The following is a 23,403-nucleotide window of genomic DNA, read 5'->3' on the forward strand; positions in this document are numbered from 1 at the left end:
CCACCCTAACGACGGTGTTGCGTACGGGCAAGTTCAACCTGCGGTTTGTTTGGCCTTGGCGCGCATTTTGTCGGCCATGACGGTCATTTCGTCGTAGAGCAGCTGCGGGTTCTTCTGCTTGAGCGCCCAGGCCATGCGGCCCTGTTCGTGAGGCAGGATCAAGAATTCGCCAGCGGCGACATGCTGAAAGATGTAGTCGGCAATGTCGGCCGCGCTGATCGGCGAGCTTTCCAGCAACTTGCCGACCTGGGCTTTCATGGCCGGCGTCGGGCCACGGAACGAGTCCAGCAGGTTGGTCTGGAAGAACGACGGGCACACCACATGCACGCCGATTTCCTGCTGCGCCAGCTCGACCAACAAGCTTTCGGACAACGCCACCACGCCAGCCTTGGCCACGTTGTAGTTGCTCATGGCCGGGCCTTGCATCAGGGCGGCCATCGACGCGATGTTGATGATCTTGCCTTTGCTTTTTTCCAGCAGCGGCAGGAAGGCTTTGCAGCCCTTGACCACGCCCATCAGGTTGATCGCGATCTGCCAGTCCCAGTCTTCCAGGGACAGTTCACTGAAGAACCCGCCCGAGGCAACGCCAGCGTTGTTGACGATGACATCGATGCCACCGAGTTTCTCTTCGCAGGCTTGGGCGAAAGCGGTCAGTTGGCTGTAATCGCGCACGTCGCAACGCTGGATAAAACCGTCGCCGCCGGCTTCGCGAACCCGTTTCAGGGTTTCCTGCAGACCGGGTTCGCTGACATCCGACAAGGCCAGCTGCCAGCCTTCACGGGCCCAGCGCAGCGCGATTTCGCGACCCAGGCCCGAGCCCGCGCCAGTGATCATCATGCGATTTTGCATAGCAAACAGCCTTGTTGTTCCGGGGAAGATGCATCGAGTGTAGCGAAGGACAATGCCCGACCCACGCTCCATCAGATTGCTGAATGGCTCGAGCAAACCATGGCAGCGCCTGAACCAACTAGACTCATTAAAAACGAAATAAGCCTTTCTTCGAAAAACATTAAAAAAACTTGGAATTTTCTTTCATTCGCCACAGTCGGATTTGTAAGCAGCCCGGTTTTATAACAGCCCGGCTGACAGCTAAACGCCAGGTAATTCCAGAACACTTCCAACAAGGAAATAGACATGGGCACAATTCTTATCATTATTCTGATCCTCCTGCTGGTAGGTGGTTTACCGGTCTTCCCGCACTCCAGAAGTTGGGGTTATGGCCCGTCGGGTATCATCGGCGTGGTGTTGGTGGTGCTGTTGATCCTGCTGTTGCTCGGCAAGATATAAAGGTTTAACAGGCAAAAAAAAGAGGCCCTTTTCAAGGGCCTCTTTTTAATTGCATCAAGACTTAGTCCGGCTTGCCATCAACCACACCGGCGGTGTTGTCGATCAGGCTCTTGGTCGCCGTTTGCAGGAACGCTTCGAGCTTGAGTTTCAGCTCTGCGGTACGCGGTGCATTTGGAACAATCTCGGCGTGAGGTGTCGCGCCCAGTTGGTACTGGTACATCTTCGGCGCCATTTCCTTTTCTTTCGGCAGCACCAGAATCTGATCAGCCGTGATGATGGCGGTGGTCTGCTCGCTACCCGACGGCTTGATCACGCCGAAACCGGTGTCGCCTTCAGGCAGGTTGAGCAAATCGCGGCCCCAGCACTGATGACGCACTTCACCACCAATACGACCCATGATGGTCGGCACGATGTCGATCTGCGTGCCCACGGTATGGTCAAGCTGGCCGAATTTTTCCTGGATGCCCGGAGCGATCATCAGCATCGGCACGTTGAAGCGGCCCAGGTCCATTTCGGTGATCTGACGCTCGTTGCCAAAACCGTGGTCGCCGACGATCACAAACAGGGTTTCCTTGAAATACGGCTCCTTGCGGGCCTTTTCAAAGAACTGGCCCAGCGCCCAGTCCGCATAACGCATGGCGGTCAAATGCTCGTTCAAGCTACCGCGATCGGTTACAGGTTCAACCGGCAATGGCGTCGGCAAGGCATATGGCGTGTGGTTGGACAGGGTTTGCAGCAACGCATAGAACGGCTTGCCGTTTTCCCGCGCCTTGAGCTCGACCAGACCACGGTCGAACATGTCCTGGTCGGACACGCCCCAGGTCGGATCAGAGAACACCGGGTTCACGAAGTCATTACGACCAATGAAGTTGGTCATGCCCTGGTTGCTGAAGAAACCCGACTGGTTATCCCAGGCGAAGTCGCCGTTGTAGACGTACACGTCGTCATATTTACGGGCACTGAGCAATTGCGGCAGGCCGGACAACTTGTGGCTGCCTTCCGGCGTCTGCATCAGGTATTCGAAACCTGGCAGGTTCGGGAAGCACGCCATGGTGGCGAACATACCCTGGTGGGTATGGGTGCCGTTGGAGAAGAAGCGATCAAACAGCAGGCCTTCCTTCGACAATTTGTCGAGGTACGGCGTGATGTTGCCCGGTGCACCCAAGGCGCCCACCGAGTGACCGGCCATGCTTTCCATCAGGATCACGACGACATTCTTGATCGGCAGGGTTTTGTCGGCCGGCGGCGTGTAATCGCGACGCACGGCTGCGGTTTCGGCATCCACCAGTTTGTCGTCCGGCATCACCAGCATGTCACGCACGACTTTCTGCGCTTCAGGCTGTGGCAACGTGGCCTTCCAGACGTTGTCGCGATCTTCGGAGATGCGGCTCTTGGCCGCGGCGACCAGCGACAAGGTGCCGTTGAGGCCCAATTGGTTGGCGAAGTTCGAGTTGGTGGTATAAACGTCACCCCAACGCAGTGGCGGGCCCTGACGCAGGGTGCCACGAGCGGCCACCACGCAAACCATCAGGCAGACGACGAACACCGTGATGCGTGCATACCATGGAGCGATCTGGCGCGTGCCAATGCTGCCGCCGCTGAAGGGGCCACGTGGACGGGTGGCGCGGTCGGCGCCCTTGAACGCCAGGGTCAGGATCAACGTGCCCACGGCCCAGGCCAGCAGGTAGCGAACCACCGGAAAACCGTACCAAAGCATGCTCATCACGGTTTTCGGGTCTTCCTTTACATATTGGAAGACCAGGCCGTTGAGGCGCTGGTGGAACTCGCGGTAGAAGTCCATCTCCATCAGGCCGAGGAACAGGGCGATGCTCGAGGCAATGGTCAGCCAGAACCGGAAGAATCCGCGGGCGGCCATCGCCCGGGCGCTGAACAGCGCCAGCAGCAATGGAATGCTGAGGTAGACCACCAGGCGCAGGTCGAAACGCAGACCGTTGGCGAACGCTTCGAGAAAGGTCGAGGCCGGGGTGTCGAGGATCATCTCGCGGTTGTAAACCAGCAGCGCAACGCGCAGCAGGCTGAACATGACCATCATGACCAGGGCACACAGCAGCGTGTAGGCCAGATGCGATTTGACGGTCGGTTGCAGCAGGCGACTAGAAGCTCGCTGCTGATTCAGGGCGTCCGGGATTGCCATGTCGTTTTAGGACCCATTGGAAGTTGAAGTTTCAAAAATACGGCTGCGCCTTGCCCTCTGTTGGCCAGTACTCGGCCCCGGGGCTTGCACGGTGCGCAAATGTTGCACGATCAACCGTCGCATTGCCATTGATTACTGCCCGGATGTTGGCGCGGGCGAATTGTCTTGGAGGCTTTGTGAAAATTTCGTGCAACGCATATTCGGAAACAAAATAAAGTCCCCCTGCCCTAATGCAGTTAGTTCGGGGGCATATCCGTTTCTGCGGTAACGGCGACTGGCGGTTTCGCTTTTACAGCTAGTCACTTTCGAAAAGCCTGCGCGGCCCGGCGGAAAGTAACCAAAGCGCTTCTGCCCCGCCATTCGGTGCCTACCCTAGGCTCGGCATGCCGTAATGAAGGCATTGCTCCGGGGGCCCGCCGCCATCCTTGCCGCGGTGCCCCCTGCGCAAGGCCTGCGTTCGGCCTCAGGGAAAAGGGCAAGCAGATCAAGATCAAAATCCAAAGCAACGGCAACGGCAACGGCAACGGCAAGATCGACAGCTTCGCGAGCAAGCCCGCTCCCACATAAAGCAGATCGGCGTACAGCTTTTGCTTCTCACCACTCATCAGGCCGAGCGTTAGCTCGCCTCCAGCCGCAAAAACGGATATGCCCCCGATCAAATAAACCGCCCCACCAAATAGCAAACGCCCCAAATAAGGTCAGGGCGCTTTATCAAAAAACGGAGCGATTACTTCTCAGCCCGTGCCTTCAGGGCTTTCAAAGTATTAAACGGCGCATCCACCACAAACTTGTTGGCCACCATCGACGGAATGCTACCGCCCGGCTCGGTATGCACCTGATAGGTCACCTCAACCTGATCGCCCTTGGGCACAAACTTCCAGAAACCATCGACCTTGGTAACCCGGACGAAGCCTTTTTCTTCAGGAATGTACTTCGGCACACCTTCGAGTTTGCGGGTCAGGCTGCCATCAGCACCCTCGATGGTGGTGACATGCAACACCGAGTCACGCGCGGTCACCGGCCAAGGCGTATTGAACTGGGTGTAGGTCCAGTTTTGATCGCCTTCGTGCTTGAGCAACTTCTGGGTTTTACAGTCGTGAATCCAGGCGCAAGCGCCTGACACGTCTTCCTGCAGCGCACGCAGTTTGGCGATGGTGGTCTTCATCAGCGTGACGCCCTGGTAAGCCTTGTAATCGGAGCCAGCCACTTCACTCAAGGAAACCTTGATACCGTCTTCGTTCTTGGCAACTTTCCAGTCTTCTGCTTGAGCGGCCGTGGAAGCCAGCAAAACCGTCAAACCACACAGCACAGCCATACGTTGCAGCGAACCCATAGTCTTATTCCTTATTGTTGAAGATCCGTTCGTTGAACACATCACGCCGCCGTCATTTTCTCCCACCAACCCAACAATTTGATCGCTTCGTCACGGCTGCTTCCGCAGACTTCGATGTCGGCTTCGAACGCCGAACACACTGCAGGACGTTCCGGTTTGCCGAAAATGCCGCACAGGTTATCGACAGAGAGTTGTACGCAACGTTCTCCCGCCGGCTTGCCATTGGGCATGCCGGGAATCGGTGAACTGATGGAAGGGGCAATGCAACAGGCGCCACAGCCTTCACGGCATTTCATGACGACGAGCTCCTCGACGGGCGATGTGTTAAAGGACGTGGCACAGAGTAACCGCTAAAACGCTTGTTTAAAATTGTCTGGACCCTGGTTTTTTCGCTTAAACGAGCGTGACCGACCAGTCTCCGACAAAGCGTCTGGCCAGCAGGTCACGAACGGGAAGAAATTATCGTTTGAACTCGAATTCCAGGGCTGCGCCTTCAACTTCACGGCGCTCTTCGTTGCGCAGTTGCAACTTCATTTCGTTGCTGATCAGCCTCCCGTTGAGCTGAAATGGAGAGCTGCCGGTCTTGTCACCAAACATTTGTGGCAATACCGCATCGTGTCGGGGCATCGGTACCGTACCAATCGGTTTCAGTTCCTCGACCATGCCTTGGGGCAGACTCAAATCCAGGTCGGCCGAAGGGAGCTTGGTTTTCACGACCTCACTGGCGGGTTTGGACTTGGAGGCAATCGGCGGTCGTTTTTTCACCGGGGCCGCTTTCTTTTTGACCGGCGTGGCTTTTTTAGCGGGAGCCGGCTTTTTCGACGTGGCGCTGGCTGCCGGTTTTTCCTGAACGGAAGCCGCTAATACACCTTCGGCCTGGAAGGTCATCAGCAGGCAGATCGATAGCCATACGGCGGGTAAAATCGGCTTCATGGACCCAACGGTACAAACGGCAGGAGCCATATGCTCGCCTGTTGCAGGCGACATGACAAGCTCGGGCAGGAATATCCTGCCCGCCCCCTCAAAAGCCGCCGACCATCTCCTGACAGAGTTGGGTGGCGAGCATGCCCAGGGTCATCAATGCACGCTCGGCTTCACGGTTCCAGGGTGTGCCGCAGTTCAGTCGAATGCAGTGGTTGAACTGCTCGGTGTTACTGAAAATCAGCCCCGGCGCGATGCTGATGCCCTGCTGCAACGCACGAACGTGCAGCTCCTGCGTGTTGACCCGCCCCGGCAGGCTGACCCACAGAATGAAGCCGCCGGTCGGCCGGGTCATCTGCGTGCCTTCCGGGAAGTATTGCTGCACCGCCAGCTGGAAAGCGCTGAGGTTCTTGCGGTACTCCTGACGGATGTAGCGCAAATGCCGGTCGTAACCACCGTTCTCCAGGTACGCCGCAATGCCCATCTGCGTGACGCTGCAGGCCGAATGGGTGCTGAAGGTCTGCAAACGCTGGATTTCCTGCTGGTACTTGCCGGCAATCATCCAGCCGATCCGCACGCCCGGCGACAGGGTTTTGGAAAAGCTGGAGCAATAGATCACCCGATCCAGCCGATCGTAGGCTTTAAGTGATTTGGTGCGACCCTGCTCGAACATCAGTTCGCCGTAGATATCGTCTTCGACAATCTGGATATCGAAATCCGAGGCCAGGCGCAGCAGTTGCTTCTGCCGCTCTTCGGGCATGGTGCCGCCCAATGGATTGCTCAGACGAGTGGTCAGCACCAGCGCCTTGATCGACCACTGGTTGGCCGCCAGCTGCAAAGCTTCGAGGCTCATACCGGTGGCCGGATCGCTCGGAATCTCGATGACCTTGAGGCCCAGAAGGTCAGCCAGTTGCAGCAAACCGTAGTAGGTCGGCGACTCGGCGGCGATCAGGTCGCCCGGGCGAGTCAGCACACGCAGAGACATCTGCAAGGCATCAACGCAGCCGTGGGTAATGACCACTTCCGACGGATCGACCACCACGCCGGCATCGCGCATGCGGATCGCCACTTGTCGGCGCAACGGTTCGAAACCCGGGCTGAACATGTAGCTGAACGCCCGCGGGCTATGAAAACGGGTGACTTTGGCCAGTTGCTGATGCAGCGCCCGCACCGGCAGATAATCAACACTCGGTACGGCCGCGCCCAAGGGAAACACACCCTCGCGGCGGGATTCGACCAGAACTTGTTGGATGATGCTGCTGCGAGTGACCAGACCTGGACGCTCGACCCGAGCGATGTCCGGTGTCGGCGCGGTCAGGGCCGGGGTCTGGTGCACGTAGTAACCCGACTGCGGCCGGGCGCGGATCAGCCCCTGATCCTCGAGATTGGCGTAAGCCTGCAACACCGTCGCATGGCTGACGTTGAGCTGTGAACTCATCTTGCGCACCGAAGGCACGCGCTCCCCCGGTTGATAGACGCCACGGCGGATGTCTTCGGCCAGTTGTTGAGCAATACGTTGGTAGAGCAAGAGATTGGTCATGACGCAGCACTCGATTTCACGGGCATTTTATTCTTGTGTGAAACAATACCGGAACAGTTTAGAAGTGTACGGGGACAGTTGCCACAATAGTCGACCGTACAGTGCAGTGTCAGCAAAAACTGTACTGTTTTTTTGGAGTCGATCAGCAGGCGTAAAAAAACCCGGCGCTGGCGGGCAGGCCGGGTTTTCCAGTGACGCAGCCCTTAACGGGCAGCGCCGAGCTGGCCTTTTTCGTCAGAAAACACAATTTCTACCCGACGGTTCTGTGCACGTCCCCGTTCGGAGGCGTTCACGTCGACCGGATATTCATCGCCGTAGCCTTCGACCTGAATGCGTTTATCGTCGATGCCCAAATCCATCAGCACATCTGCCACCGATTGCGCACGGTCACGGGACAGCTTGAGGTTTTCCTGCTTGCCGCCGGTACTGTCGGCGTAACCTTCGATGCGCACTACGCGCTTGGGGTTGAGCTGCAAGAACTGCACGATCTTCAACACCACGCGGTTCGCCGAGTTTTTCAACTCCGCTTCACCCGTGTCGAACAGCACGTCGCCCAAGGTCATCACCAGGCCGCGATCGGTCTGGGTGGTCGCCAACGCGACAATCTGTTCTTCGAGCCACTTGCCCTGCTGCTGCACGCTGAGCAGTTTGGATTCGCGCAAGGCCAGCTGCAGGCGCTGACGCTCCAGTTCGAGCTTCGCCGCACGTTCCTCGTTGAGCACCTGATTGGTGTGTTCGCGCGCGATTTCGCTATAGCGTTCACTCAGGTAAGCGTAATGCAGCACGTCCGATCCACTGCCCCAATAGCTGGACAGACGATCGGCACGGGCTAGCGACTCACCGGCGCGAATCACGTCCTTGGGCGCGATTCGCAGCACGCTGGAATCTTCCTTGACCTTCTGAAAGTCAGTACTGGCCTGCTGCAACGCGGCCTCGCTGTGCTGACCGGCACAACCATAGAGGCTGGCGCAGCCTGCCAGGATCAAACCGCCCAATGCTTTGGTCTTGAGGCTCATTGGACATCTCCCAGTTGCTTGCGCAGGCGAGTGATGCGGGTGTTGAGCACGTTCAACTGCTCCTCGCTCTTGAGGGTCAGAACCCGGGCTTCGGCCAGTCGCGCGTCCAGCTCGGCCTGCTCGGCCCGCATGCGCGCGTTCTTGAAGGATTGGTCGTTCATGCTGCCCTTGGCGCGGTTGAACTTGTCTTCGGCCAGTTTCATTTCCGGCACGTCGGCGGCGGTGGCGCCCACCGCCTTGGCCTGCTCGAGTGCCTGTTCGGTCAGGCGCAATTGTTCATTCGGCGCCGGATCGGCTGCACAACCCGCCAGAGCCAGAACGGCCAGGGCAACGAAAAGAGGTCGAATACTCACTAAAAATCCCTACTGTTTTGGGGTACTGACAGGTGGTTGCTGCGGCTGTGAGAGCTGCGCCTTCCAGCGCTCGATATTGCGTTGCAGCACGGCTTCCGTCAGTCCGGACGCGGGCAATTCTGTCATCTTTTTGGCCAGCTGTCCGCGCAACCACGGATCGTTGCAGGCGGAGTTGTGGGAAACCGCGAGGAACAAGCCGGGTTTGTCGATCGGTTGTGGGCGGGCGACCAGGTCGTTGGCCAGGTGAAGTGTCTGCGCGGCCGCCATGCCCGAATAGCGTCCGGCAAGGACAAATTCCACCTCGCCCAGCAGCAATTTCTGAAAGGCCTGGGTCAGGTTAGGTGTACGTGCGAGGGTCAATTGCTGCTGGGCGAACACACCAAATGCCTGGGTCATACGAGACTTTTCCGACAGCGCGCCGGGATGACCGTGAAGGTCCTGCGCTTCGTTGTAGACCAGCGTCGAGTCTTTGCGGGTCCAGACCAGGTAATCGTTTTCCAGTAACGGAGGATGAATGTAATCCAGAGTGTCCAGTTCACTGACCGTCAATGACGCATCCGCCAGCATGTCCATTCGCCCACTGCGCACTTCGTCCAGGGCCTGGGAGCGTTTGCCGGCGTAAAGCAGTTCGACCTTGATCCCCAACTCCCCCGCCACCTGCTGCAACAGGTCGGCACTGGCGCCGATCAGGTGCTTGGGGTGTTGCGGGTCTTGCCACAGGTACGGCGGCGCATCCGGGCTGCCGGTCACCACCAGGCGTTCGCACTTGCCTGCGGCGACGGACAGCGCCGGCAACACTGTCAGACCCAGCAGCAATGACCAGCCGTAAACGCGGCGCAGATCCATGGCGACACTCTCCCACTCAAATCCGGAACAAAAAAAAAGCCCGACCAAAAGGTCGGGCTCTTTATAAGTCAGGCCGCTGGATTAGACCAGCTTCTCGAACTCAGGGATGGCTTCGAACAAGTCCGCCACCAGGCCGTAATCGGCCACCTGGAAGATCGGCGCTTCTTCGTCCTTGTTGATCGCAACGATCACTTTGGAGTCTTTCATGCCGGCCAGGTGCTGGATCGCGCCGGAGATACCGACGGCGATGTACAGCTGTGGCGCAACGATCTTGCCGGTCTGACCGACCTGCATGTCGTTGGGTACGAAACCTGCGTCAACCGCAGCGCGGGAAGCACCGACGGCAGCGCCCAGCTTGTCGGCCAGGGCGTACAGGTGTTTGAAGTTGTCGCCGTTCTGCATGCCGCGACCGCCGGAAACGACGATCTTGGCAGCGGTCAGTTCCGGACGATCGGACTTGGCCAGTTCTTCGCCGACGAAGCTGGAAATACCCGCATCGTGAACAGCGCCAACGGCTTCAACCGAAGCCGAACCACCTTCAGCGGCAACCGGATCGAAACCGGTAGCACGCACGGTGATCACTTTGACCGCAGCGTTCGATTGAACGGTGGCGATGGCGTTACCGGCGTAGATCGGGCGCTTGAAAGTGTCAGCGCTTTCGACCGAGATGATCTCGGAGATCTGGTCAACGTCCAGCTGCGCAGCAACGCGCGGCAGGATGTTTTTGCCATTGGAAGTGGCGGCAGCCAGGATGTGGCTGTAGCCCTTGCCCAATTCGGCAACCAGAGGAGCAACGTTTTCCGGTAGCTGATGCGCGTAGGCAGCATTGTCAGCCGACAGGACTTTGCTCACGCCAGCGATTTTCGCAGCGGCTTCAGCCACGGCGCCAGCGCCCTGACCTGCCACCAGAACGTGGATGTCACCACCGATTTTAACGGCGGCAGCCACGGTGTTCAGCGTGGCCGGGGCCAGCACTTTGTTGTCGTGTTCAGCAATAACCAAGATAGTCATTTAGATTACCTTCGCTTCGTTCTTGAGTTTTTCAACCAGTTCAGCCACCGACTTGACCTTGATACCCGCGCTGCGTGCAGCTGGCGCTTCGACTTTCACGGTCTTGTTGGTGGAGGCGGTGGAAACGCCCAAAGCGTCCGGAGTCAGCACTTCGAGAGGCTTCTTCTTGGCTTTCATGATGTTTGGCAGGGACGCGTAACGCGGCTCGTTCAAACGCAGGTCAGTGGTGACGATGGCCGGCAGCTTCAGGGAAACTGTCTGCGCGCCGCCGTCGACTTCACGAGTCACGGCAACGTTGTCGCCGCTGATTTCGACTTTGGACGCGAACGTGCCCTGACCGTAGCCGCTCAATGCCGCGAGCATCTGGCCAGTCTGGTTGTTGTCGCTGTCGATGGCTTGTTTGCCAAGGATCACCAGCTGAGGCTGTTCCTTGTCGACAACAGCCTTGAGCAGCTTGGCAACGGCCAGCGAAGTCAGGTCTTCAGCGGATTCGACGAGGATGGCGCGGTCGGCACCCAGAGCCAGCGCGGTGCGCAGTTGCTCTTGAGCGGTGGACGGGCCGATGGAGACGACGACGATTTCAGTCGCAACACCTTTCTCTTTCAGGCGTACGGCTTCTTCCACTGCGATTTCGCAGAACGGGTTCATCGACATCTTGACGTTGGCGAGGTCGACGCCGGAATTGTCCGCCTTGACGCGAACCTTGACGTTGTAATCCACAACGCGTTTGACAGCTACAAGAACCTTCATGGATTCCTCGTTACTCTCCGGTGAAAAGAAAGTCGCCTAGGCGAACCTGGCGGTTTGATGCTCATCGGCGCAAGGGCACCTCTAAAAACGCTGGCAAAGGTGTCAAGTGACAAGCACTCACGATGAAGATGACCGTTCGTCAGTGGTGACTGACGAGTCATTCATTATCGCGGCGTGTAAACTGCGCGCCGGAACCTGCGCTGCGCATCACCTTGTACTGCCATCGCCCTGTCTTTAGAGGTGCTCTTGAAACCAACAGTCAGCCTACGGCGAGCGCAAAACCGACCGTATCTTGACCGGAACGCCTATTCCGGTCAATACGGCAAAATGGCCAGTCATAAGCCGCGTGACTTTGATTTCTCTGGCTTTGAGCCGATTCAAACAAACGTTTGTATTGGACGCTAGGAGTGGTGTAGATATAATGCGCCACCTTAGAGAGAAAGGTGGCTCATCGATTGTCCTCTTCCTGCATTGCGCAGGAATTCATGGATGCGACACCAAACCTCCAATTAGAAAAAAAACTGTTGAGCCTTGAGTAGGAGATAACCTGTGGAACGCGAATACATGGAATTCGACGTGGTCATCGTCGGTGCCGGCCCCGCTGGTCTTTCCGCCGCCTGCCGATTGAAGCAGAAGGCCGCCGAAGCCGGTAAGGAAATCAGCGTCTGCGTGGTCGAAAAAGGCTCCGAAGTCGGTGCTCACATCCTGTCCGGCGCCGTGTTCGAACCACGCGCCCTGAACGAATTGTTCCCTGACTGGAAAGAACTCGGCGCCCCGCTGAATACGCCAGTCACCCGCGATGACATCTTCGTTCTCAAGAACGCCGACAGCGCGCAAAAGATTCCTGACCTCTTTGTGCCCAAGACCATGCACAACGAAGGCAACTACATCATCTCCCTGGGCAACCTGTGCCGCTGGCTGGCCCAGCAGGCCGAGAACCTGGGCGTGGAAATCTACCCAGGCTTCGCCGCTCAGGAAGCACTGTTCGACGAAAACGGCGTAGTTCGCGGGATCATCACCGGCGACCTGGGCGTTGACCGCGAAGGTAACCCGAAAGAAGGCCTGTACACCCCGGGCATGGAACTGCGTGGCAAGTACACGCTGTTCGCCGAAGGTTGCCGTGGCCATATCGGCAAGCAACTGATCAAGCGCTTCAACCTCGACAGCGATGCCGACGCCCAGCACTACGGCATCGGCCTGAAAGAAATCTGGGAAATCGACCCGGCCAAGCATCAACCAGGCCTGGTGGTCCACACCGCCGGTTGGCCGCTGGACATCATGGGCACCGAGAACACCGGTGGCTCGTTCCTCTATCACCTGGAAAACAATCAGGTTGTAGTCGGTCTAATCGTCGATCTTTCCTACAGCAACACCTTCCTGTCGCCGTTCGACGAGTTCCAGCGCCTCAAGCATCACCCGGTACTCAAGCAGTACCTGGAAGGCGGCAAGCGCATCAGCTACGGCGCTCGCGCCATCTGCAAAGGCGGCCTGAACTCGCTACCGAAAATGGTCTTCAAGGGTGGCGCGCTGATCGGTTGCGACCTCGGCACCCTGAACTTCGCCAAGATCAAGGGCAGCCACACCGCGATGAAGTCCGGCATGCTCGCCGCTGAATCCGTGGCCGAGGCGCTGTTCGCTGAAAAAGACGGCACCGAAGAGCTGACCACTTACGTCGACGCGTTCAAGAAGAGCTGGCTCTACGACGAACTGTTCGCCAGCCGCAACTTCGGCCCGGCTATCCACAAGTTCGGCGCCATCGTTGGCGGCGGTTTCAACTGGCTCGACCAGAACATCTTCGGCGGCAAACTGCCGTTCACCTTGCACGACACCAAGCCGGATTACGCTTGCCTCAAGCTGGCGGCCGACTGCAAGAAGATCGACTACCCGAAACCGGACGGCAAGCTCAGCTTCGACAAACTCAGCTCGGTGTTCATCTCGGGTACCAACCATGAAGAAGAGCAGCCGTGCCACCTGAAGCTGACCGATCCGAGCATCCCGATCGCCAAGAACCTGCCGCTCTACGATGAGCCTGCCCAGCGTTACTGCCCGGCCGGCGTATACGAAGTGGTGACCAAGGAAGACGGCGAGAAGCGCTTCCAGATCAACGCCCAGAACTGCGTTCACTGCAAGACCTGCGACATCAAGGACCCTGCACAGAACATCACCTGGGTGGCGCCGGAAGGCTCTGGCGGCCCGACTTACCCGAACATGTAAGTCGAACGGCTGAACATCAAGGCTCCCGAAATGGGGGCCTTTTTGTTGCCCGCCATTCAGGAATCACTACCGCCAATTGTAGGAGCAAAGCTTGCTCGCGATAGCGGTGTGTCAGACGACGACAATGGTGGATGACACAACGCTATCGCGAGCAAGCTTTGCTCCTACAAGGGATCAGCGTGTGTCAGGCAGCGCGTTCGTCACCGGGACTACGCTCGAAGTAGCGCTTGTATTCGCGACTGAACTGCGACGTACTTTGATACCCGACCCGATGCGCCACCTGCGCCACGCCCAGACCTTCGGCCACCAGCAACGTCTGCGCCTTGAGCAAACGCAAGCGCTTCAAGTACTGCACTGGCGACAACAAGGTGCTGCGCTTGAAATGCTCATGAAAGGTCGACGCACTCATGTTCGCGCAACTGGCCAGGGTTTCGACGTTCAGCGGTTCGGTGTAATGCGCATGCAGATGGCTGAGCGACGCCGCGATCCGGGCGAATTGCCCCTGCTGCTCGACCAGCGCCCGCAGCACATCGGCTTGCGGCCCGCGCAAGGCGACGAACAACAACTCACGCAATCGCGCCTGCCCCATGACCTGGCATTCCAGCGGATCGTGCAGGCAACGCAGCAGCCGTTCAACACAACCACGCATCGCATCGTCGAGCACCGCCGAGGTCATGGACGCTGGCGTTTGCGCCGCAATATTACGCCCCGGCACCAGCCCCATGGCCAAGACCAACTCACCGAGCAACACCCGGTCAATGGCGATGGAAACACCCAGCATCGGGCCATCGGGGGCTGAAAACGTCTCGCATTCGAACGGCACCGGCAATGCCTGAATCAAATAATGCCCGGCGCCGTACTCCAGCGTACGCGGCCCCAGATACGCCAGTTTGCTGCCTTGGGCGATGATGACCAGACTCGGTTCGTAAATCTGCGGGCCGCGAGCCACATCACAACTGGCCCGCAAAACCTGCACACCCGGCAACGCCGTGGAAGCGAAACCGTCGCGATTAGTCAAAGGCTGAATCAGCGAAACCAGCGTGGCATTGGCATCCAGATGACGGGTCAACAACATGAGGGCTCTTCACAAAAAAATGTCGCGGATTAGGGATGAAAGCATCATCGCAGGTCTGATGACCAATGCGACCCATTGAAGGCTGATGCCGGAGGATTAGGCATGACACCCGGAGGAATCGCCATGGCCGGTGGCCGGTGCGGCGCCCAGAATGCGCCACCTCACCCGTCACAGCTTTTGCGAGGTTCATCATGTACACCGCCATCGGATACGCCGCCCAGTCGGCCACCACTCCCCTCGCCCCCGTGAAATTCGAGCGCCGCAGCCCACGGCCCGACGACGTAGCGATCGATATTCTCTACTGCGGCGTCTGCCATTCCGACATCCATCAAGCACGCAATGAGTGGGGCATTGCCGTTTACCCACTGATGCCCGGCCACGAGATCGTAGGCAAAGTTACCGCCGTCGGTGCGAACGTCACCCAACATAAAGTCGGTGATCTGGTCGGTGTCGGCTGCATGGTTGATTCGTGCCGCAGCTGCGAAGCCTGCCAGTCGAACCTCGAGCAATACTGCCTCGAAGGTCCGACCATGACCTACGCCACCCCGGACCGCATCGATGGCAGCAACACCATGGGCGGCTATTCCGACAGCATCGTGGTCAGCGAACACTTCGTGGTGCGCATCCCCGAGAAACTCGACCCGGCCAGCGCCGCGCCGATTCTCTGCGCCGGCATCACCACCTATTCGCCACTCAAGCACTATGGCGTGAAGGCGGGTGACAAGGTCGGGATTCTCGGCATGGGCGGCCTCGGCCACATGGGCATCAAGTTCGCCAAGGCGATGGGCGCCGAAGTCACGCTGTTCACCCGCTCGGCGAGCAAGGCTGAAGAAGGTCGTCGCCAGGGTGCGGACCACGTGATCGTGTCCACCGATGCCGAACAGATGAAGGCCGCCGCAGGACATTTCGACTTCCTGCTGGACACCATTCCGGTGCAACACGACCTCAATCCCTACCTCGATACGTTGCGTTTCGACGGTGTGCACATTCTGGTGGGTTTGATTGAACCGATCGACCCACCGGTCCACGCTGCCAAACTGGTATTGGGCCGTCGTGTGCTGGCCGGCTCGCTGATCGGCGGCATTGCCGAAACCCAGGAAGTGCTGGATTTCTGCGCCGAACACAACATTACCTGCGACATCGAAATGCTCGACATCCGCCAGATCAACGAGGCTTACGCCCGCATGATCGCCGGTGATGTGAAGTATCGCTTCGTGATCGACATGGCAACGCTGAAGGTCTAAACCTTAGCGCCAAGCTCCGCCGAAAGCCGAGCCGTGACCCCTTTGATCAGGGGAATCAGCTCGGCCATTTTCTCCAGCGGCATATACGGCACGGTGCTGGCGATGCTGATGCCGGCAACGATGCGCTTGCTGGCATCACGGATCGGCGCCGCCACACAGCGGATCGACGGTTCGTTGTCTTCCAGATCGAACGCATAACCGCCCGCCACATACTCGACCATGCGCTGCTGAAACTGCTCCCAGGACTGCTCCGGGTGCTGTGGCCAGAACTGATTTTTCCCACCCGCCGGCAAGCTGATTTCGTACAGCCGCTGCCATTCTGCCTGCGTGTCATCGAGCATCAGCGCCTTGCCAATCCCGGTGCGCGCCAACGGCATGCGATGGCCGACCCGCGAACGCATTTCAGGGCCATTGCGCCCCGGATTCTTGTGCAGGTACAGCACCTCGTCACCTTCACGAATCGCCAGGTGAATGGTGTCGCCGGTCAACGCCGACAATTCATCCAGATACGGCCCGGCCAATGTCACCAGCGGCAATTCTTCACGCGCCTGGAAGCCCAGCTCGATCAACTTCGGCCCCAACAGATAACCGACTTGCGGCACCACACGCAGGTAACGCTCGTCCACCAGGCAACTGGCCAGACGATGAGTGGTGCTGCGCGTCGTGCCGATCAGCCGGGCGATCTCTTTGAGATCGCGGGCACCACTGGCCACGGCCTGAACCACACCCAAACCACGAAGCAGTGTCTGGGTGCCGGTCGGTGCGGCGTCCTTGGCGATTTTTGGGGCGTCTTCCTGCATATCCAGCCTTTACCGTTGAGCGAGTGAACGGGCGGCATTATGGTCGCCCGCATGCCGCCACTACAACTTGATACGCTCGACTTTGCCGACCAGCAAGATGTAGGAAAGTGCGCCAATCAACGCCAGAACCGAGATATAGGTGATCGCGGGAGCGAACGAATCACCGGTAGCCAGGAAACCGATGACGATCGGCGTGGTAATCGCCGACAGGTTGCCGATGAAGTTGAACACCCCGCCGGTCAACCCGAGCAAGCGCGCCGGGGCCAACGTTGACACCAGCGACCAGGTGATCGAAGCCAGCCCGTTACCGAAGAACGCCAGCGCGAGGAAGGCAATCACCAGCGGTGTCGACTCGACGAAGTTGGCGCCGATGATCGAAGTGGAAATCAGCAGGCCGCCAATGATCGGCAACTTGCGGGCGAAACCCACGGTGTAGCCGCGGCGGATCAGCCAGTCGGAAAAGAACCCCGAACAGAGCACACCGACGAAGGCGGCGAGAAACGGCAGCGACGCCAACAGGCCGGACTTGATGAAGTCCATACCGCGATATTTCACCAGGTAGGTCGGGAACCATGTCAGAAAAAACCACAACGTCGAGTTGAGGCAGAACTGGCCGAGGTAGATGCCCCACAACTTGCGTTTGGTCAGCACGATGCCGAGATCGATCCAGCTGAATTTGGCTTTGACTTTGGCTTGTTCAGCCTGGATATCCACTAGTCCGCCACCCTCGCGGATCAGGTCGATTTCGGCGTCATTGGCGCCTTTGAAATCCCGTGGCTCGCGATACACCGCGTACCAGATCACGGCCCAGAGAATGCCCACCGCACCGGTGCTGACAAACACCATGTGCCAGCCATATTGATGCTGCAGCCAGGCCAATACCGGCGTCAGGAACGCCAGGCCGACGAATTGCCCGGAGGTATAGAAACCAATGGCCGTGGCGCGTTCACGCTCGGGGAACCAGGTGGTGACCACACGGCTGTTGATTGGGTAGGCCGGGGCTTCCAGCGCACCCACCGCCATGCGCAATACGAACAGCGCGATGAAACTGGCGGCGAAGCCGAGCATCACTGTGGCGATCGACCACAACAGCAGTGCGACGCTGTAGAGGATACGCGGTGGAACCCGATCCACCAGCCAGCCGCCGGGGATTTGCATGGCGGCGTAGGTCCAGCCGAACGCGGAGAAAATCAGCCCGACGTGGATCGGATCGATGCCCAGTTCGCTGGTGAGTGCCGGGGCGGCAATGGACAGGTTGCTGCGGTCCAGGTAGTTGATCACCACGGTGATGAACAGCAGCACCATGATGAAAAAACGCTTGCGACTGGGCGTCACCAACGACGCCTGCCCGGTGAGGGTTTGCGGTTGCATGGGGGAATGCCTCTTCTTATGTTTATTGAGGTCGATGTGAAATCGGGGTTTGCCGCAAATCTCCCTGTCCATGGAGATCAAACTGTGGGAGCCAGCCTGCTGGCGATAACGGTGTGCCAGTCACCAAGAATGCTGGGGGTGCCGACCAAATCGCCAGCAAGCTGGCTCCCACAGGGATTTGCGGTGGGTCAGAGAGAACTCACCACTCAGCGAAACTGCCATCGGCATGGCGCCAGATCGGGTTGCGCCAGCGGTGGCCGACCTTCGCGCGTTCGATGACGTACTCCTCGTTGATCTCGATCCCCAGGCCCGGGCCATTCGGGATTTTCACGAAGCCTTTGTCGTAGTCGAACACCCGCGGATCCTTGACGTAATCCAGCAGGTCATTGCTCTCGTTGTAATGAATGCCCAGGCTCTGCTCCTGGATGAACGCGTTGTAGCAAACCGCATCCAGCTGCAAACACGCGGCCAGTGCAATCGGCCCCAACGGGCAGTGCAGCGCCAGCGCCACGTCGTAGGCTTCGGCCATGTTGGCGATCTTGCGGGTTTCGGTGATGCCGCCGGCGTGAGACGCGTCCGGCTGGATGATATCGACGTAACCTTCGCTGAGCACACGCTTGAAATCCCAGCGCGAGAACAGCCGCTCGCCAAGAGCAATCGGGGTGCTGGTCAGCGGCGCCAGTTCTTTCAGCGCTTCGTAGTTTTCGCTGAGCACCGGCTCTTCGATGAACATCAATTTGTACGGATCGAGTTCCTTCATCAGCACCTTGGCCATGGGCTTGTGCACCCGGCCATGGAAGTCCACACCGATGCCGACGTTCGGCCCCACCGCATCACGCACGGCGGCGACGTTGGCCAGGGCCAGGTCGACTTTCTCGAAGGAGTCGAGGAATTGCAGCTCTTCGGTGCCGTTCATTTTCACTGCAGTGAAACCACGTTCGACGGCTTCTTTTGCAGCGCGAGCGGTATCCGCCGGGCGGTCGCCGCCGATCCACGAATAGACGCGAATTTTGTCCCGCACCTGTCCACCGAGCAGATCGCTGACTGACACACCCAGGGCCTTGCCCTTGATGTCCCACAGCGCCTGATCGATACCGGCCAGCGCGCTCATGTGGATCGCGCCGCCCCGGTAGAAGCCGCCGCGGTAAAGCACGGTCCAGATGTCTTCGATGTTGCGTGGGTCTTTGCCGATCAGGTAGTCGGACAATTCTTCAACGGCAGCGGCGACAGTGTGAGCGCGGCCTTCGACTACGGGCTCGCCCCAACCGGTCACGCCCTCGTCGGTTTCAATCTTGAGGAAGCACCAGCGCGGCGGAACGATGAAGGTGGTTAGTTTGGTGATTTTCATCTATTGCCTCTCTTATTAGATGCAGCGCTCGCAGCGCCAAAAAGACTTAACGCAATGCATTCCAGGCAGCGACATACGCCTTCGCGCGTACCGCTACTTCGTCAGCCGTCATGCCCGGTTTGAACAATCCGGAACCGAGGCCGAAGCCTTTGACGCCCGCGTCGATAAACACCTGCAGGTTGTCCGGCGTGATCCCGCCGACCGGCGCCAGAATCGTTCCCGCTGGCAGCACCGCGAGCCAGGCTTTGACGACTGCCGGGCCCATCTGCTCGGCCGGGAACATCTTCAGCACGTCCGCCCCTTCGGCCAATGCCGCAAAGGCTTCAGTCGGCGTCGCCACACCCGGCGACAAGAACAACCCCGCCGCTTTCGCAGCACGCAACACCTTGGCATCGCTGTGCGGCATGACGATCACCTGACCGCCCGCCGCTTTCACTTGTTCGACCTGCTCCGGCGTCAACACTGTGCCGGCACCGATCAGGCAATCGGCGGGCAAGGTACTGCGCAGGATGCGGATACTTTCGTACGGCTCAGGGGAATTAAGCGGCACTTCGATGACGCGAAATCCGGCGGCGTAAAGGACTTCGCCGATGGCTGCCGCTTCTTGCGGGCGCAGGCCACGCAAAATCGCGATCAGACCGTTTTGCGCCAATGCTTGCTTGAGCATGTCAGACCTCCAGTCAGGTTTAACGGGATGGGTTGGGTGTGATCAGTCCGGCGGCAACCGCCAACTGCCACAAGCCGCGTTCGGTGGCTTGTTCGGCCAGGATCACCCGGGCAAATCCACAGGCGTCGAGTGCCCGGCGGTAGCGGGCACAGAGTTGGGCGTTACCGATGAGGACGATCGAAGGCAGATGAACGCTGTTACGTCGGCGTCGCTGAACAGTCGCCAACGCTGACAGTTCATGGCCGATCAACAGACCGGACAAGTAATCCGGTTGGGCGGTGGCGCTGAGCTCGCCAGTCAACCCGAGGCTGCGGGCACTGAACAATGTCGACAACGGCCCGATCTCGCCATCCGCCGACAGGGCCACCTGCACACCACGATCAAAGGCGTGGCCATCGAAGGACGCGCCCTTTTGCTGGGTGCGCCCCAAAATGCTGTGTTCGCTGAGCACAGCGAAGACTTCGCCGGTCATGAAGGTATCGAAATGCACGATGCAGCCGTCGGCCACTTCCACCCATTTCGAATGACTGCCCGGCAGGCCGATCAACAGATCGTTGCCCGCCTCGCCCGGTAGAGTTTGCAGGACACCGAGCACTTGGGTTTCTTCGCCACGCATCACGTTTGGCAAGCGAGACCGCTGAATCACGCCCGGCACGATATGCACATCGACACCGCGAAGACAGCGAACCGTTTGTAGGGAAGTTCCGAGATTAGCGACGTTCGCCGGCGTATCGCGGTAGGCCGCTTCACGCCAGCCTTGTGCGCTGCCGACCATGCCGCAAGCAATCACCGGCAAATCGGGCTGCGCGTCCAGCCAGTCACCGCAGGCCTCATCGAAGGCCAATTCAAAACCGTCGGCACATTCCTGACCTGCGATCATTCGCGGCGTCCTGGGCAGCTGCATGATCCCCGACGACAGCGAACGCTGTTCGAGCACCTGGCCACCCGCGGCGAGTTTGTAAGCACGTAATGAGGTTGTCCCCCAATCGAGCGCGATCAATTGCGCCAGCATCGCTTCACCTGTTTTGTTTATTGGCAGTGAGTGAGCTGGACTATAAACCCGGACGCGCCTAAATCTCAATATATAAATATCACTCCCATATTGTGGGATATACAAGTGTGACAAGTTTTTCTACGGCGACGCTTTAAAATGCCGGGCCATTGCAGCCGTACACCCATTCAAGGAAGAAAAATGACGATTGCTTCAAAGGCTCTGCTGTTATGCGGCGTGCTCTGATCCATAGCGGCATTCAGCGCATCGCAAGACTTGAAGGTGGGCGATATCTGGGCTTACAAAAACCGACCGGGTGAGGACGGATCGACACTGACGATCCTGAAAATCGAAAATTATCCGAAACTGGGCAAGATCGTTCACGTCAGGGTCGATGGCTTTCGGATGATCAATCCGGTGACAGGCAATGAGTTCAACGACATGCCTCACCTGCCCTTCTAGGCAAAAGCCCTGGAACGCAGCATCACCCATCGCATTGGCGAGACTGCAGAGATTCCGGATTTCAGTCAGAGTTATGCGGCATGGCGAGCGGCCTCGATGAAGGAAAGGCCGGGGCTTTCAAGATCACTGTGCGGCAAACACTCGATGGTTTGGTCAGTGGTAACTGGGAATTCAGTAATTGAACGAGTACGTTTCCTGCGTATGTTCGAGTCAGAGATGCGCGCTTTTACTGTTTAACAACCGCCTTCAAAAGCTCCTTGGTTGGTATGCGCATGACCTTTGAGAAGTACGTTTTGTACGTAGTGGTGTGAACTCTAAACACACATGAGATAAAATCACGTTTCCTCAAAAGCGGAGCCAAGGTTTCACCCTCCAGATAGTTCTCCCCTCCTTTCCCGTTTGCCGACTCACTAAAAATGACATTTGCCCGATATCGCAAAGATAAGTCTCCTGGCACAGATTCTACCAAACCAAAACCAGATCTTTTTATATGATGCGACTCAGCAAAATCCAAATCGTCTTCTAATGCACAGATAAGGCCCTCGCCAATTTTAGACTTAAACAACTGGAGCACATCCACATCTGAAGTAAAATAAACCTGGTAAAGACCAGTACTACGAAGTTCCGCGACACTGGAATATTCAAGTGTTGCTACAGGCTTCCCATGATTTAAAGAACAGGATGCACTCATCATTATTAAAAAAAACAGAAAAACCTTGTGCATCCAGATTCACTCCCTGAAATAACTCAAAATCGACTCATTAAATATTTGCCGAGCTGTCTTACCGCCCGGTAACGGTTGCACGAACATCCTGTTTGCATCGGCGTGGTTGATATCCACCCGCCCCATTACGTCAGGCCCTTGTCTCACTTCCCACTGTTCACCGAAATCTGCGACCAGATCCGACACGTTCCAGTCGACCGCAGCAGCCCGAATATTCACCCAGTAGTCGGCTTTGGGTTTTGGCTCCCGCCTATAAATACTTGAAATTCCGTAGACGATTTTCCCTTCACCGACTGGGTCAAGTGTTATTAACATCCTTACTTTGAACCCTCTGTCTGCCAGTACACTAGAGAGATGGGCACCATTCCAACCACCCAGACTATGACCAACAATATAAATAGCGGTAGAGCAATTAGGTATCCGACTCAACACATTCTTTTCAAGATCTTCATCACTTATAAACGCATTATAATTGAGCACCCAGGATGGGCAGCGCTTTAAAATCTCCAACTGCTTTGCGTCGTCTACCGTGATCCGGCGAACATAATCAATATTATTATTTGGGCCTGTACCATAATAACTTTCCTGATCACCCGCACCACCAATAAAAAACACAACCAAGTCCCGCAAAGCTACGGGAACCTGCTTAATAGACTGATCAGTCTTACACGTTAATGTGTGAGTTTTTACTTCCCTTTTTTTTGGTGATTCTTCTTTCGCCGCCAGTCCTTCAGCCGACATCCCTATCACTCCACGAACAATTTAATGGTTTCAGCCAAATGGGAACTGACGGTATGGGTGAAGCCAACCGCATCAGTAATGCCATGTTCCTCGCTGCCGTCACCACGCTGAATGGTGTAGGGGTGATAAGGAATCGGCTTGCCGGTCGCCTCATTAACTACCTGCAATCTGTCTGTGAAATGCACTGGCATCGGTAGCAAACTGCTGAACGCCGCGCCTCCCCCGCTCTGACCGATGATCACAGTCCCGGAACCACCCACCACAACGTTGCCGTGACCTCCGGTGCTGTCGAGGGTTGCGGCATTGAGGCCGTTGATGAACACCGTGCCTGATACTGCACCAGTAATGGGGCTACCGCAGGCGGATTTATCCGTCATGCGGGCAGCGGCAAGACCATCGAAGAAAACGTCTGGTGATCCAGAGACTATTGGATTGGTGCCATGGCCCGGCAACGGACACGAGGTTGAGTCGGTTACACGAGCAGCTGGTTTTCCACTCAAGTCAAAGCTCCTTGCTGTTGAATTTTAAGGTGGTGGTAAAGATCGACGCGCCAT

General features: G+C 57.8%; 25 protein-coding genes. 4 read left to right on the top strand and 21 right to left on the bottom strand.

The window, feature by feature from the left end; all coding sequences use genetic code 11:
• Positions 1 to 33: 33 nt before the first annotated feature.
• Both IB252_RS28240 and IB252_RS28245 read right to left on the bottom strand, forming a co-directional pair.
• Positions 34 to 849: an SDR family oxidoreductase gene (locus IB252_RS28240; RefSeq protein WP_192410970.1), complete on the bottom strand. Its 816-nt coding sequence runs from the start codon at positions 847 to 849 to the stop codon at positions 34 to 36.
• A gap of 71 nt (positions 850 to 920) precedes the next feature.
• Complete coding sequence (locus IB252_RS28245) at positions 921 to 1,136, bottom strand: hypothetical protein (RefSeq protein ID WP_132834338.1); 216 nt, start codon at positions 1,134 to 1,136, stop codon at positions 921 to 923.
• Between IB252_RS28245 and IB252_RS28250 the strand changes: the two genes are divergently transcribed.
• Positions 1,129 to 1,287 carry a DUF3309 family protein gene (locus IB252_RS28250; RefSeq protein ID WP_174602692.1) on the top strand — a complete coding sequence of 53 codons (159 nt, stop codon included), beginning with the start codon at positions 1,129 to 1,131 and terminating at the stop codon, positions 1,285 to 1,287. The two genes, IB252_RS28245 and IB252_RS28250, sit on opposite strands and share 8 nt — an antisense overlap.
• A gap of 61 nt (positions 1,288 to 1,348) precedes the next feature.
• On the opposite strand, the gene IB252_RS28255 is transcribed toward IB252_RS28250, so the two are convergent.
• From IB252_RS28255 to IB252_RS28300, 10 genes are all read right to left on the bottom strand, one after another.
• Complete coding sequence (locus IB252_RS28255; protein WP_111452403.1) at positions 1,349 to 3,442, bottom strand: LTA synthase family protein; 2,094 nt, start codon at positions 3,440 to 3,442, stop codon at positions 1,349 to 1,351.
• A 727-nt stretch (positions 3,443 to 4,169) separates the two neighbouring features.
• Entirely contained in the window at positions 4,170 to 4,775 is a 606-nt protein-coding gene (locus tag IB252_RS28260; RefSeq protein WP_192410971.1) for an START domain-containing protein, read from the bottom strand.
• A gap of 41 nt (positions 4,776 to 4,816) precedes the next feature.
• Positions 4,817 to 5,071 (bottom strand): YkgJ family cysteine cluster protein, encoded by a 255-nt coding sequence (locus IB252_RS28265; protein ID WP_192410972.1) that lies wholly within the window; start codon positions 5,069 to 5,071, stop codon positions 4,817 to 4,819.
• Between the two features lie 163 nt (positions 5,072 to 5,234).
• Positions 5,235 to 5,708, bottom strand: a complete 474-nt coding sequence (locus IB252_RS28270) for a translation initiation factor 2 (protein ID WP_192410973.1) — start codon at positions 5,706 to 5,708, stop codon at positions 5,235 to 5,237.
• An 88-nt stretch (positions 5,709 to 5,796) separates the two neighbouring features.
• Positions 5,797 to 7,236 carry a PLP-dependent aminotransferase family protein gene (locus tag IB252_RS28275; RefSeq protein ID WP_008146981.1) on the bottom strand — a complete coding sequence of 480 codons (1,440 nt, stop codon included), beginning with the start codon at positions 7,234 to 7,236 and terminating at the stop codon, positions 5,797 to 5,799.
• Between the two features lie 203 nt (positions 7,237 to 7,439).
• Positions 7,440 to 8,252, bottom strand: coding sequence for an OmpA family protein (locus tag IB252_RS28280; protein ID WP_192410974.1), 813 nt, complete (start codon positions 8,250 to 8,252; stop codon positions 7,440 to 7,442).
• Positions 8,249 to 8,605 (bottom strand): DUF4398 domain-containing protein, encoded by a 357-nt coding sequence (locus tag IB252_RS28285; RefSeq protein ID WP_192410975.1) that lies wholly within the window; start codon positions 8,603 to 8,605, stop codon positions 8,249 to 8,251. Before IB252_RS28285 ends, IB252_RS28280 begins: the two co-directional genes overlap by 4 nt.
• Positions 8,606 to 8,614: 9 nt before the next feature.
• On the bottom strand, positions 8,615 to 9,451 hold the full coding sequence (locus IB252_RS28290) for a substrate-binding periplasmic protein (protein ID WP_111451806.1): 837 nt from the start codon (positions 9,449 to 9,451) through the stop codon (positions 8,615 to 8,617).
• A gap of 81 nt (positions 9,452 to 9,532) precedes the next feature.
• The gene (locus tag IB252_RS28295) at positions 9,533 to 10,462 is read right to left on the bottom strand and encodes an electron transfer flavoprotein subunit alpha/FixB family protein (protein ID WP_192410976.1); all 930 of its coding nucleotides are present in this window, start codon (positions 10,460 to 10,462) and stop codon (positions 9,533 to 9,535) included.
• Complete coding sequence (locus IB252_RS28300; protein ID WP_192410977.1) at positions 10,463 to 11,212, bottom strand: electron transfer flavoprotein subunit beta/FixA family protein; 750 nt, start codon at positions 11,210 to 11,212, stop codon at positions 10,463 to 10,465.
• Between the two features lie 549 nt (positions 11,213 to 11,761).
• Between IB252_RS28300 and IB252_RS28305 the strand changes: the two genes are divergently transcribed.
• Positions 11,762 to 13,426 (top strand): electron transfer flavoprotein-ubiquinone oxidoreductase, encoded by a 1,665-nt coding sequence (locus tag IB252_RS28305; RefSeq protein WP_111451804.1) that lies wholly within the window; start codon positions 11,762 to 11,764, stop codon positions 13,424 to 13,426.
• 184 nt (positions 13,427 to 13,610) lie between these two features.
• Here the strand turns inward: IB252_RS28305 and IB252_RS28310 are convergent, their stop codons facing one another.
• The gene (locus IB252_RS28310) at positions 13,611 to 14,501 is read right to left on the bottom strand and encodes an AraC family transcriptional regulator (protein ID WP_192410978.1); all 891 of its coding nucleotides are present in this window, start codon (positions 14,499 to 14,501) and stop codon (positions 13,611 to 13,613) included.
• 191 nt (positions 14,502 to 14,692) lie between these two features.
• Here IB252_RS28310 and IB252_RS28315 point away from each other — a divergent pair, with 191 nt between their 5' ends.
• Complete coding sequence (locus tag IB252_RS28315) at positions 14,693 to 15,745, top strand: NAD(P)-dependent alcohol dehydrogenase (RefSeq protein ID WP_192410979.1); 1,053 nt, start codon at positions 14,693 to 14,695, stop codon at positions 15,743 to 15,745.
• Here IB252_RS28315 and IB252_RS28320 read toward each other — a convergent pair.
• The 5 genes from IB252_RS28320 to IB252_RS28340 all read right to left on the bottom strand — a co-directional run bounded on the left by IB252_RS28320 (position 15,742) and on the right by IB252_RS28340 (position 20,943).
• Positions 15,742 to 16,545 (bottom strand): IclR family transcriptional regulator, encoded by an 804-nt coding sequence (locus IB252_RS28320; RefSeq protein ID WP_192410980.1) that lies wholly within the window; start codon positions 16,543 to 16,545, stop codon positions 15,742 to 15,744. The genes IB252_RS28315 and IB252_RS28320 overlap by 4 nt on opposite strands.
• 60 nt (positions 16,546 to 16,605) lie before the next feature.
• Positions 16,606 to 17,916, bottom strand: coding sequence for an MFS transporter (locus tag IB252_RS28325; protein ID WP_056745425.1), 1,311 nt, complete (start codon positions 17,914 to 17,916; stop codon positions 16,606 to 16,608).
• 199 nt (positions 17,917 to 18,115) lie between these two features.
• On the bottom strand, positions 18,116 to 19,264 hold the full coding sequence (dgoD, locus tag IB252_RS28330; RefSeq protein ID WP_192410981.1) for a galactonate dehydratase: 1,149 nt from the start codon (positions 19,262 to 19,264) through the stop codon (positions 18,116 to 18,118).
• Between the two features lie 46 nt (positions 19,265 to 19,310).
• The gene (locus tag IB252_RS28335) at positions 19,311 to 19,931 is read right to left on the bottom strand and encodes a 2-dehydro-3-deoxy-6-phosphogalactonate aldolase (protein WP_192410982.1); all 621 of its coding nucleotides are present in this window, start codon (positions 19,929 to 19,931) and stop codon (positions 19,311 to 19,313) included.
• Positions 19,932 to 19,950: 19 nt separating this feature from the next.
• Positions 19,951 to 20,943, bottom strand: a complete 993-nt coding sequence (locus IB252_RS28340; RefSeq protein WP_192410983.1) for a 2-dehydro-3-deoxygalactonokinase — start codon at positions 20,941 to 20,943, stop codon at positions 19,951 to 19,953.
• Between the two features lie 261 nt (positions 20,944 to 21,204).
• Between IB252_RS28340 and IB252_RS30270 the strand changes: the two genes are divergently transcribed.
• On the top strand, positions 21,205 to 21,384 hold the full coding sequence (locus IB252_RS30270) for a hypothetical protein (RefSeq protein WP_225607626.1): 180 nt from the start codon (positions 21,205 to 21,207) through the stop codon (positions 21,382 to 21,384).
• Positions 21,385 to 21,610: 226 nt separating this feature from the next.
• Here the strand turns inward: IB252_RS30270 and IB252_RS28350 are convergent, their stop codons facing one another.
• Genes IB252_RS28350 through IB252_RS28360 form a run of 3 tightly spaced genes read right to left on the bottom strand, consistent with a single transcriptional unit; the run spans position 21,611 to position 23,349 of the window.
• Positions 21,611 to 22,108 carry a hypothetical protein gene (locus IB252_RS28350; RefSeq protein WP_192410984.1) on the bottom strand — a complete coding sequence of 166 codons (498 nt, stop codon included), beginning with the start codon at positions 22,106 to 22,108 and terminating at the stop codon, positions 21,611 to 21,613.
• A 6-nt stretch (positions 22,109 to 22,114) separates the two neighbouring features.
• Positions 22,115 to 22,849 carry an alpha/beta hydrolase gene (locus IB252_RS28355; RefSeq protein WP_192410985.1) on the bottom strand — a complete coding sequence of 245 codons (735 nt, stop codon included), beginning with the start codon at positions 22,847 to 22,849 and terminating at the stop codon, positions 22,115 to 22,117.
• Between the two features lie 5 nt (positions 22,850 to 22,854).
• On the bottom strand, positions 22,855 to 23,349 hold the full coding sequence (locus IB252_RS28360; protein ID WP_192410986.1) for a PAAR domain-containing protein: 495 nt from the start codon (positions 23,347 to 23,349) through the stop codon (positions 22,855 to 22,857).
• Between the last annotated feature and the right edge of the window lie 54 nt (positions 23,350 to 23,403).

Origin of the sequence: Pseudomonas sp. PDM10 (assembly GCF_014852295.1) — a bacterium.
In the GTDB taxonomy this organism is placed as follows: Bacteria; Pseudomonadota; Gammaproteobacteria; order Pseudomonadales; family Pseudomonadaceae; genus Aquipseudomonas.